Origin of the sequence: Streptomyces sp. NPDC008137, from assembly GCF_042957035.1 — a bacterium.
GTDB lineage: Bacteria > Actinomycetota > Actinomycetes > Streptomycetales > Streptomycetaceae > Streptomyces.
This window is the reverse complement of sequence record NZ_JBIBHN010000024.1, coordinates 122142-132580: the sequence shown is the minus strand read 5'-3', so window position 1 is coordinate 132580 and position 10439 is coordinate 122142. Positions and strand designations below refer to the sequence as shown.

13 protein-coding genes are annotated in these 10439 nt (G+C 71.3%); 5 read left to right on the top strand and 8 right to left on the bottom strand.

The features are described from left to right. Positions 1-165 precede the first annotated feature (165 nt). Positions 166-1308: an alcohol dehydrogenase catalytic domain-containing protein gene (locus tag ACFZBT_RS30120; RefSeq protein WP_391110011.1), complete on the bottom strand. Its 1143-nt coding sequence runs from the start codon at positions 1306-1308 to the stop codon at positions 166-168. Between the two features lie 90 nt (positions 1309-1398). Here ACFZBT_RS30120 and ACFZBT_RS30115 point away from each other — a divergent pair, with 90 nt between their 5' ends. Genes ACFZBT_RS30115 through ACFZBT_RS30100 form a run of 4 tightly spaced genes read left to right on the top strand, consistent with a single transcriptional unit; the run spans position 1399 to position 3313 of the window. Continuing rightward, entirely contained in the window at positions 1399-1584 is a 186-nt protein-coding gene (locus ACFZBT_RS30115; protein ID WP_391110008.1) for a hypothetical protein, read from the top strand. Between the two features lie 44 nt (positions 1585-1628). Further along, complete coding sequence (locus ACFZBT_RS30110) at positions 1629-2141, top strand: YbaK/EbsC family protein (RefSeq protein ID WP_391110006.1); 513 nt, start codon at positions 1629-1631, stop codon at positions 2139-2141. Further along, positions 2138-2983: an EamA family transporter gene (locus tag ACFZBT_RS30105; RefSeq protein ID WP_391110003.1), complete on the top strand. Its 846-nt coding sequence runs from the start codon at positions 2138-2140 to the stop codon at positions 2981-2983. Before ACFZBT_RS30110 ends, ACFZBT_RS30105 begins: the two co-directional genes overlap by 4 nt. Positions 2984-3037: 54 nt before the next feature. Further along, a complete protein-coding gene (locus ACFZBT_RS30100) occupies positions 3038-3313 on the top strand; it encodes a dsRBD fold-containing protein (RefSeq protein WP_391110000.1) in 276 nt (91 codons plus the stop codon). Here the strand turns inward: ACFZBT_RS30100 and ACFZBT_RS30095 are convergent, their stop codons facing one another. The 6 genes from ACFZBT_RS30095 to ACFZBT_RS30070 all read right to left on the bottom strand — a co-directional run bounded on the left by ACFZBT_RS30095 (position 3314) and on the right by ACFZBT_RS30070 (position 8128). Further along, entirely contained in the window at positions 3314-4477 is a 1164-nt protein-coding gene (locus ACFZBT_RS30095; protein WP_391109998.1) for a serine hydrolase, read from the bottom strand. It lies immediately after the preceding gene. A 40-nt stretch (positions 4478-4517) separates the two neighbouring features. After that, complete coding sequence (locus tag ACFZBT_RS30090) at positions 4518-4964, bottom strand: Ohr family peroxiredoxin (protein ID WP_391109995.1); 447 nt, start codon at positions 4962-4964, stop codon at positions 4518-4520. Between the two features lie 106 nt (positions 4965-5070). Next, positions 5071-5532 carry a MarR family transcriptional regulator gene (locus tag ACFZBT_RS30085; protein ID WP_391109992.1) on the bottom strand — a complete coding sequence of 154 codons (462 nt, stop codon included), beginning with the start codon at positions 5530-5532 and terminating at the stop codon, positions 5071-5073. A gap of 10 nt (positions 5533-5542) precedes the next feature. Beyond that, positions 5543-6310 carry an ATP-binding cassette domain-containing protein gene (locus ACFZBT_RS30080; protein ID WP_391109990.1) on the bottom strand — a complete coding sequence of 256 codons (768 nt, stop codon included), beginning with the start codon at positions 6308-6310 and terminating at the stop codon, positions 5543-5545. Further along, positions 6298-7059 carry a cobalt ECF transporter T component CbiQ gene (cbiQ, locus tag ACFZBT_RS30075; RefSeq protein ID WP_391109987.1) on the bottom strand — a complete coding sequence of 254 codons (762 nt, stop codon included), beginning with the start codon at positions 7057-7059 and terminating at the stop codon, positions 6298-6300. Before cbiQ ends, ACFZBT_RS30080 begins: the two co-directional genes overlap by 13 nt. A 1-nt stretch (position 7060) precedes the next feature. Further along, positions 7061-8128: an energy-coupling factor ABC transporter permease gene (locus ACFZBT_RS30070; RefSeq protein WP_391109984.1), complete on the bottom strand. Its 1068-nt coding sequence runs from the start codon at positions 8126-8128 to the stop codon at positions 7061-7063. Positions 8129-8297: 169 nt separating this feature from the next. Here ACFZBT_RS30070 and ACFZBT_RS30065 point away from each other — a divergent pair, with 169 nt between their 5' ends. Further along, positions 8298-8663, top strand: a complete 366-nt coding sequence (locus ACFZBT_RS30065) for an SsgA family sporulation/cell division regulator (RefSeq protein WP_391109981.1) — start codon at positions 8298-8300, stop codon at positions 8661-8663. Positions 8664-8692: 29 nt separating this feature from the next. Here ACFZBT_RS30065 and ACFZBT_RS30060 read toward each other — a convergent pair whose 3' ends face one another. Continuing rightward, positions 8693-10363 carry a penicillin-binding transpeptidase domain-containing protein gene (locus ACFZBT_RS30060; RefSeq protein WP_391109979.1) on the bottom strand — a complete coding sequence of 557 codons (1671 nt, stop codon included), beginning with the start codon at positions 10361-10363 and terminating at the stop codon, positions 8693-8695. Positions 10364-10439 lie beyond the last annotated feature (76 nt).

The following is a 10439-nucleotide window of genomic DNA, read 5'->3' as shown; positions in this document are numbered from 1 at the left end:
CACCCGCTCTCTCCGGGCCGCTCGCTCGCTTCTCACCCGTGCTGGAGCGAGGTGAGTCAAGGGTCGGCCGCAGGCCGATCGGCGAAGCCGACGCGTAGCGCCCTTTACTCGGCTCGTGGAAGCACGACACTGGCAAAGAAGCGGGCGGCCCCGACCTCGGCTTTCTCACGCCGCCTGTGGATGCAGGACCACCTTCGTGTAGCCCTCGACCCTCTTGTCGAACTTCTCGTACGCGCCCGGGGCCTGGTCGAGCGGCAGCTCGTGGGAGACGACGAAGCTCGGCTTCGCGCGGTCCTCGATGATCAGGTCCCGCAGGTGGCGGTTGTACCGCTTGACGTTGCACTGGCCCGTGCCCATCCGCAGCCCCTTCTCGAAGAGGCGTCCGATGGACACCATCAGCATGCCCTGCTTGGCCGACTCGTCGGGGCCGCCCGGGTCGCGGGGGACGTAGAGGCCCGGTACGCCGAGCGCGCCCGTCGGGCGGACCGTCTCGACGAGGGAGTTCAGCACGATCGCCGGTTCCTCACGGTCCTCGCCCTGCGCTTGGGCCTGGTAGCCGACCGCGTCGATGCCCTTGTCCGTGCCCTGGCCGTCGGTCTGCTCCTTGATCTGCTCCGCCGGGTTGCCCTGGGTGAAGTCGATCGGGGTCGCGCCGATCTCGCGGGCCTTCTGGAGGCGTTCCGCCACCCGGTCGACCACGAAGACCTTGCTCGCGCCGCGCAGGATCGCCGAGTACGCCGCCATGAGACCGACCGGGCCGCCGCCGTAGACGGCGACGCTCTCGCCGGGGCGTACGTCCGCCAGCTCGTTGCCGTGGTAGCCCGTCGGGAAGATGTCCGCGAGCAGGACGAAGTCCGTCTCCTTCTCGGTGCCCTCGGGGAGCTTCAGACAGTTGAAGTCGGCGTACGGGACCCGTACGTACTCCGCCTGGCCGCCCGTGTAGGGGCCCATGGCGACATAGCCGTAGGCTCCGCCGGCGAAGCCCGGGTTCACCGTCAGGCAGAAGCCCGTGAAGCCGGACACGCAGTTCTTGCAGAAGCCGCAGGCCACGTTGAACGGCATGACCACCCGGTCGCCCTTGCTCAGGGTGGTGACTCCCTCTCCTGTCTCCTCGACGACCCCCAGATTCTCGTGACCGAACACGATCCCGGGCTCCGCGGCCGTGCGGCCCTCGTACATGTGCAGGTCGGAGCCGCAAATCGCGGTTGAAGTGACGCGGACGATCACGTCGTTCGGGTGCTGTATCCGTGGATCCTCCACTTGCTCTATCGCTACTTCGAAGGGGCCCTTGTAAACGACTGCCCTCATCGTGAAGCACCTCCCACTGTGCCGTGGCTCATATACCAGGCTGGTGCATGATGAGACGATTTGCACCCAGAGGAGAAAGGAAGTACGGCTTTGTCTCGACGCATCGGCACCCTGCTCGTGGCGGTCCCCGGACTGTCCGGTACGACGTACCCGGTGGGCACCCGCGTGGCCATCCAGGGCACCGGCGGATCCGTGGACGGTTTCGTCGACGGGGACTGGCTGCCGCTCGCCTGGTGGGAGTTCGCGGACGTCCGGCCGGAGGACGCCACTGGCTGAAACCGCCTCGCGTGGCTCGTACACCTACCAGTAGCGTGCCCCGCATGACGACAGCCGCCACTGACGCCGACAACTCCGGAGCACACCCCCGTTTCGCCGAGGCCCTGCGTGACCTCGGGCTCGGGGAGGTCGTGAGCCGGGTCCGGCGCTTCCCGGAAGCCACCCGTACCGCCGCCGAGGCCGCCGCCGCCCTCGGGTGTGAGCTGAGCCAGATCTGCAAGTCGCTGATCTTCGCGGCCGACGGGGTGCCCGTGCTGGTGCTCATGGACGGCTCGTCACGCGTCGACCTCGACCTCGTCCGGAAGGAGCTCGGCGCCGACAAGGTGACCCGGGCCAAGGCGGACGTCGTTCGCGAGACCACCGGGTACTCCATCGGCGGCGTGCCGCCCTTCGGGCACCGGACGCAGACCCGCGTCCTCGCCGACCGCTCCCTGCTGGAGCACGAGGTCGTCTGGGCAGCGGCCGGGACGCCGTACACCGTGTTCCCCATGACACCCCGCGACCTCGTCGCCCACGCCGACGCCACCCTGGTGGACGTGCGCGAGCGCACCTCGTGACACCGCTGGTCACCAGCGCCGTCCTGCTCGCCGCCGTCACCCACGCCAGCTGGAACGCGATCGCCCACAAGATCACCGACAAGCTGGCCGGCTTCGCGCTGATCTCGGGCGGTGGAGTGCTGATCGGCCTGGCGCTGGCGCCGTTCGTGGCGTTTCCGGCGGCCGGGGCGTGGCCGTATCTGCTGAGCTCCGCCGCCGTCCACATCGCCTACTACGCGCTGCTGATGAAGTCCTTCCGGCTGGGCGACTTCGGGCAGGCCTATCCCATCGCGCGCGGCACCGCGCCCCTCGTCGTGACCCTGCTCGCCGCGCTCTTCGCCCACGAGGTGCCCGACGGGTGGGCCGCCGCCGGTATCGCCCTGTCGTGCGCGGGGCTGACCGGTGTCGCCCTGTGGGGGCTGCGCGGGCGGCGGCCCGACTGGGCGGCGATCGGGGCGGCCCTGGCGACCGGGCTGACGATCGCCGTGTACACCGTGGTGGACGGGCTGGGCGTGCGCGCTTCGGGCTCCCCGCTCGGGTACATCGCCTGGCTGATGGCCGTGCAGGGGGTCGTCATCCCCGCGTACGCGGCGTGGCGCTGGAAGGGGGAGACGGTGGCCGTTCTGCGGCCCTTCGCCGCGATCGGGCTGGTCGGGGCCGCCCTCTCCGTCGCCGCCTACGCCCTCGTCCTGTGGGCCCAGACCAAGGCCGAGCTCGCGCCCATCGCCGCCCTGCGCGAGTCGTCGATCATCGTCGGCGCGGCGATAGGAGCCGTGTTCTTCAAGGAACGTTTCGGCGCTCCGAGGATCGCGGCCGCCGGGCTCCTGGTCGTCGGGATCGGACTGATGCTGCACGCCGGATAGACCCCCGCCGGTGCGAGGAGCACCCTGGAACTAGGCGTTCCGGAGGTGATCCAGATGATGCACACGACAACGGGATGGCATGTGGAGCTGGAGTTCATGGAGGACGACCAGCGCACGCGGGCGGTCGCGCTGGTCCGGCTGCCCGACGGCACCGAGGTACGGGCGCACGGCCACGCGAGCCGGCACCGGACCGACGTAAATCAGCCGAGGGTCGGGGAGGAGATCGCCGGCGCGAGGGCGCTCAACGAACTCGCCATGCAGTTGCTGACCAAAGCGCACGAGGAGATCGACCAGGCGTCCGGGCGGATCTCCCACCCGATCCACGTCTAGTCAGCTGCCGAGGGCCTGCCGTATCGCCCGTACCAGGCCCTGGGCCCGCGGATCCGCCGTCACCGTCTTGCGGAGACCGTTCGTGACATAGCCGAAGGCGATCCCGGACTCGGGGTCCGCGAAGCCCAGGGCGCCGCCGCGGCCCGGGTGGCCGAAGGAGCCCGGGGTGAGGAACGGCGACGCGCTGCCGTGCAGCATGTAGCCGAGGCCGAAGCGGGTGCCGACCACCAGGACGCGGTCGGGGCCCGCCGACTCCTCGGCCCGGGCCATGTCGACCGTCTCCGGTGTGAAGAGGCGCCCGGCGCCGGCCGTGTCGCCGATCAGCGTCGCGTAGAAGCGGGCCAGTCCGTCCGCCGTCGCGACGGCGTTGGTCGCGGGCAGGGCCGCCGCGCGGTAGGCGGGGTCGTTCTGGTCCGGGAACGGGGTGATCGCCGCGAAGGCCCGGCGGGTGAGGGAGGCCGGGTCCTCGTAGGCCTCGGTGACCGAGCGCTTCGGGCGGGCGCGCAGGCCCCCGGCCGGCTCGGGGCCCTCGACGCGGCCCGCGCGTCCCACCCGGTGGGCCTCCGACCCGGGCAGCCCCAGCCAGAGGTCCAGGCCCAGCGGGCCGGTGACCTGTGCCGCGAGCCACTCGCCCGCGCCCTGCCCGGTCACCCGCCGCACCAGTTCGTCGAGCATCCAGCCGTAGGTGAGCGCGTGGTAGCCGTGGTCGGTGCCGGGCTCCCACGCGGGCGCCTGGGCGGCGATGGCCGCGGGGCCCCGCAGCGGGTCGAGGGCCTGCTCGGGGGTGAGGGGGTGGTCGAGGACCGGCAGTCCGGCCCGGTGGTTCAGGACGTGCCTGACCAGTACCCGCTCCTTGCCCCGCGCCTTGAACTCCGGCCAGTGGTGGCCCACCGGCGCGTCCAGGTCCAGCTGTCCGCGCTGGTGCAGCAGGAGCGGTACGGCGGCGGCCACGCCCTTCGTCGCCGAGCGCACGACCTGGGCGGTGCCGTGCTCCCAGGGGGCCGTGCCGTCGACGTCCTTCGTGCCGGCCCACAGGTCGACGACCCGCTGCCCGTCCCGGTAGACGGCGACCGACGCGCCCCGCTCCCCGAGCGTCTCGAAGTTCCGTACGAACGCTTCCCTGACCGGCTCGAAGCCCTCGGCGACTGTGCCGTTCACGTCCACGTCCGTACTCCTCGTCCTGCTGCCGTACTGCGGTGCCCCCTTAGCCAAGCAGGATGGTCACGTCGATGTTCCCGCGGGTCGCGTTCGAGTAAGGGCAGATCGCGTGGGCCGCGTCCACCAGCTTGGTCGCGAGGTCGGGGTCGACGACCGGGAGGGAGACGCTGAGGGCGACCGCGAGGCCGTAGCCGTGCTGCGCGTTGGGGCCGATGCCGACCTTCGCGGCGACCGTGGAGCCGGCCAGGTCGTAGCCCTCGCGGTTGCCGACCAGGATCAGGGCGTTGTGGAAACACGAGCTGTAGCCGGCCGCGAAGAGCTGTTCCGGGTTGGTGCCGTTGCCGTCGCCGCCGAGCTGCGGGGGCATCGCGACCTTGAGCTCGATCTGGCCGTCCTGGCTGGTGACGTAGCCCTCACGGCCGCCGTGGGCGGTGGCCTCCGCGACGTACATGATCTTCGTCGGGCGGGTGTCGACGGCGGGGCCGTCAGTCATGCTGTCCTCCCCCGGAACCAAGTGTGCACAAACACATCGTGCACAAGGTACTGGCCAGTAACCGGCCTGCGCCACCAGGGGGTCGCAACCCGGGGTAACCCCGCGGTCAGCGGGCCCGATCGGCCGCCGACTCCGCCTTCTCGGCCAGGTGCCACAGCTCCTCGCGGAGCCGCGCGATCTCCGTGCCGTCCAGTCCCGTCGCCGTGAGCAGCGCGCCGGGCACGCACACCGCGCGCTCCCGGAGTTCCTCCCCGCGCCCGGTCACGGCCACGAGCACCGACCGCTCGTCCCGCGCCGACCGTTCGCGCCGCAGCAGACCCGCCGCCTCCAGCCGCTTCAGCAGCGGCGAGACCGTGCCGTAGTCGAGGCGCAGGGCAGCGGCCAGTTCCTTGACCGTGGTCTCGCCGCGCTCCCAGAGGACCAGCAGCACGAGGTACTGGGGATAGGTGAGGCCGAGGTCGTCGAGGAGCGGGCGGTACGCGGCCGTCACCGCGCGCTGGGCGGCGTACAGCGCGAAGCACAGCTGGTCGTCCAGCCGTGGCGATCCGTCGCTCTCCTCGTTCGTCACGCGGCCATTGTCACGGACGGGCCGGAGCCGCCGGGACGGAACGCGGGTCGAAACCGAACGGCAGCTCCAGACGGTGGGCCCGCATCAGCTCCTCGTCGGAGAGCAGCTCGCCGGTCGGCCCGTCGGCCGCGATCACCCCGTCGCTGAGGATCAGGGAGCGCGGGCACAGCTCCAGGGCGTAGGGCAGGTCGTGCGTGACCATCAGCACGGTCACGTCCAGGGAGCGCAGGATGTCCGCCAGTTCGCGCCGCGAGGCCGGGTCGAGATTGGAGGACGGCTCGTCCAGCACGAGGATCTCCGGCTCCATCGCCAGCACGGTCGCGACGGCCACCCGGCGGCGCTGGCCGAAGGAGAGGTGGTGCGGGGGCCGGTCCTTGAACTCCGCCATGCCGACCCGCTCCAGCGCGCGCTGCACGCGCTCCTCCAGCTCCGGCCCCTTCAGCCCGGCCGCCGCGGGCCCGAACGCCACGTCCTCCCGGACCGTGGGCATGAACAGCTGGTCGTCCGGGTCCTGGAAGACGATGCCGACCCGGCGCCGGACCTCGGCCATGTTCCGCTTGTCCACGGGCAGCCCGGCGACCTTCACCGTGCCGGCGCCGCCGGTCAGGATGCCGTTGAGGTGCAGCACGAGGGTCGTCTTGCCGGCGCCGTTCGGCCCGAGCAGCGCGACCCGCTCACCGCGCGCTACCGAGAAGTCGACACCGAAGAGGGCCTGGTGGCCGTCGGGGTAGGCGAAGGCGAGGCCCGAGACCTCGAGAGAAGCAGTCACAGGCTCCACCCCAGCAGACAGACGACGAGGGCCGCGCCCGGGAGGGCCAGGGCGTACGACCACTGCGCCCGGGACGCGGTCACCTCGTCGATGACGGGCATGGAGCCGGCGTAGCCGCGGCTGACCATGGCCAGGTGCACCCGCTCGCCGCGCTCGTAGGAGCGGATGAACAGCGCGCCGGCCGACTTGGCGAGCACGCCCCAGTGCTTGACGCCCTTCGCCTCGAAGCCGCGGGACTCCCGGGCGATCCGCATGCGCCGCATCTCGTCGGTGATGACGTCGCCGTAGCGGATCATGAAGGACGCGATCTGCACGAGCAGCGGCGGGAGCTTGAGGCGCTGCAGGCCCAGCAGCAGTTCGCGCAGCTCGGTCGTGGCGGCCAGCAGCACCGAGGCCGCGACGCCGAGCGTGCCCTTGGCGAGCACGTTCCAGGCGCCCCACAGGCCGTTGACGCTCAGGGACATCCCGAGGGCGTCGACCCGCTCGCCCTCCGCGACGAACGGCATGAGCACCGCGAACGCGACGAACGGCACCTCGATCAGCAGCCGCCGGAGCAGAAACCCGGCGGGCACGCGCGCGACGCCCGCGACGACGCCCAGCAGGACCGCGTACCCCCCGAACGCCCACATCGCCTCGCGCGGCGTCGACACCACGACCAGTACGAAGGCGAACACCGCGGCGAGCTTGGTGTGCGGCGGCAGTCCGTGCACGGGCGAGTGCCCGTGCCGGTAGAGCTTGTGCGCGTGCCCCGCACCCATGTCAGACGCTCGTGGTCGACGAGGTGGTGTCCGTGGGGGAGGTGTCGTCCGAACCGCGACGGCGTACGGCCCAGAAGACCCCGGTGCCCGCGGCCACCGTGACTCCCACGCCGATGACGCCCGCCAGCCCGCCGGACAGGCGGGCGTCGTCGACATCCTTGACGCCGTAGTCGGCGAGCGGGGAATCGGCCCCGGCGTGCTCCTCGGCCTTCTTGTCGATGCCGTGGTCGGTGGCGACCTTCTCCAGGCCGTCCGGGTCGGCCGAGGCGTAGAAGCTGACGAATCCGGCCAGGAGGAGGGAGGTGACCAGGCCCGCGGCCCACACACGGCGGTGCGAGGTCCGGGCGGCGGCGGGTACGGGCTCGGGCTCGGCGTCGGGAGCGTCGACCAGCTCGCCGTGCACCCGCAGCTTGAGCTTCCGCGTGAGGCCGCGCGCCCCGTAGACCAGGTCCGGGCGTACGGCGATGACCGCGCCGACGGTCAGCGCGGTGATCGCGGCCTCGCCGATGCCGATCAGCAGGTGCACGCCGACCATGGCGGTGGCGACCTTGCCGATCGACACGTCGGTGGTGCCGCCGATCGCGTACATGAGCGTGAAGGCCAGCGCGGCGGCCGGGACGGAGACGAGGGCGGCGACGAACGAGGCCGCGGTGACCGACCGCCGGGTGCGGGGAAGCACCTTCACCAGGCCGCGGAAGAGGGCGTAGGCGACGACCACGGTCACGATCGCCATGTTGGTGATGTTCACGCCGAGCGCGGTCAGACCGCCGTCCGCGAAGAGCAGGCCCTGCATGAGCAGGACGACGGAGACACACAGGACCCCTGTGTAGGGGCCGACGAGTATCGCGGCCAGCGCGCCGCCGAGCAGATGGCCGCTGGTCCCCGCCGCGACGGGGAAGTTGAGCATCTGCACCGCGAAGATGAACGCCGCCACGAGGCCGGCCAGCGGGGCGGTGCGCTCGTCGAGTTCGCGCCGCGCTCCGCGCAGGCTCACGGCGACGGCGCCCGCGGCGATCACACCGGTGGCGGCGGAGATGGGGGCGTCGATGAATCCGTCAGGTACATGCACGATTCGATGATGTGGCTTGATGCGAATGCTTTGCAAGAGCGTGACACTTGTCTTATCTCACCCGCGATATGTCCGGGCTCCGAGGGCGCAATCCGGAAAATATGCGACATTGGAGAGGAAGTGGACGCATAGTTTCCACGCAGATTGCGCACGGTGAAGGGGCCGTCCGATGTCCGTAGTCGAGCAGTACGCGCGAGCCCACGTCGTCACGGACGCGGTCGTCCCGTTGATCGATGAGCTGGAGGCGATTCCGGTCACGCTGCGGTACGACCCCGACCGCGATCCCCGCTCGGTGGGCATCATGCTGCCGGGTCCCGGGGGCGGCGAGTGGACCTTCGGCCGGGACCTTCTGGAGGAGGGGCTGCGGGCCCCCGCGGGCAGCGGCGAGGTGCGGGTGTGGCCGTGCGGCCGGGTGCAGGCCGTCGTCGAGTTCCACTCCCCGCAGGGAGTGCTGGTGGTGCAGTTCGAACGGCAGGCGCTGCTGCGGTTCCTGCGGCGGACCTATATGGCCGCCGCGGAACCGGTCACCCACTGACCTTCCCGGTCACCCACTGACCTTCCCGGTCAGCTCCCCGCCTTCAGCAGCGCCGCCACGATCGGCCCGGCCGTCGAGCCGCCGTGGCCGCCCTGCTGGACGACGCCCGCTGCCGCGAGGTCGCCCCGGTAGGCGGTGAACCAGCCGTTCGGCTTCTTCTGCCCGTCGACCTCGGCGGACCCGGTCTTGGCGCCGACATCGCCGCCGACCCCGGACATCGCCTCCGCCGCCGTCCCGGCGGCGGCCGTGTACGACATCAGCTCACGCAGCTGCGAGAGCGTGCCCGCCGACATCGTGCGCGAGGCCTTCGCGAGCTGACGGTCATCCACGTCGGGGGAGACCAGATACGGCTGGTGGAAGGTGCCGGACTTGACCGTCGCCGACACCGACGCCATGTTCAGCGGGTTCATCCGGACCCCGCCCTGCCCGATCAGCGAGGCCCCCATCTGGGCCGCCGACTGCACCGGCACGGCGCCGTCGAAGGACGGCACCCCGATCGCCCAGTTGTTCATCCCCAGGCCGAAGACCTGCTGGGCCTGCTTGGTCAGGTCGTCGTCCTTGAGCTTCGGCGCCTGGCTGATGAAGGCCGTGTTGCAGGAGCGGGCGAAGCTCGCCTTGAACGTGCCGTTCTTGATCTCGAACTTGTCGTCGTTCTGGAACTTCCAGTGCCCGTACGTGAAGTACTTCGGGCAGGGGTGCTTCTTGTCCGCCGAGGCCAGGCCCTTGTCCAGCAGCAGCGAGGCGGTGATGACCTTCATCGTGGAGCCGGGCGCGAGCGAGCCCTGGAAGGCGGTGTTGAAGCCGGGCGAGGCGTTGGCGGCGGCCAGGATCTCACCGGTCGAGGCCCGCATGACGGCCACCGACGACTTGGCCTTCTTCGCGACCTGCTTCTCGGCCGCCGCCTGGAGGGCGGGGTCCAGCGTGGTCTTCACCGTGCCCGGCGTGCCCTCGCTCAGCTCCAGCAGGGTCTTGTCGGAGAGGTCGTCCGCCTTCGCGGACTTCCCGCGCACCACCCGCAGCTCGATACCGGCCTTGCCGCCGGCCTCCTTGCCGTACTTCTCGCGCAGGCCGTCCAGGACCGGACCGAGGGAAGCGTACTTCTGCTTCGTCAGCTCGCCGCCGTCCCGGTCGAGCGCCTTGACCGGGGGCGTGCCCGCCTCGCCGGTGACCAGCTTGTCGCCGTCCTTCAGATCCGGGTGGACGACCGCCGAGTGCCAGTCCACCAGCGGCTTTCCGTCGCTGGTGCGGCGCACGACGGTCAGCGCGCTCTCGTAGGCCAGCGGCTTCTCGGTGTCCTTGTACGCCACGGTGCCCTTGACGGAGAACGGCACCTTGTCACCGGTGGGCTTGCCCGGGGTGAGGGTGACGTCCTTGATCCGGGCGTCCTTGGCGTAGCCGGTGAGCAGGGCCGTCGCCGCGGCCGCCTCGTCGGTGGCCGCGGCGGCCCGCGGGACCTTCCCGGACTGCCAGGCGGTGAGGAAGGCGCGGGCGGTGGTGGTGACCTCGGCTGCCGACAGCGGCCCGGTCTTCACCTCGGGTTTCCCGTCCGATGACGCCCGGGTCCCGTCGTCGGCGGCCGCTCCGCCGCCGAACAGGGCGTAGGCGCCGAACCCGGCACCGCCGACGACCACGGCGATCACCCCGCCGATCACGGCGGGTCTGGTCTTCCGTCGCTCGGCGACGCGCCTTCTGTTGCCCACTGCTGTCCGTTCCTCCGCGAATCCCCAGGGTCCCCGTTGCCCTCAGCTGTCCCAACGACGCCCACCACCCTAGGGT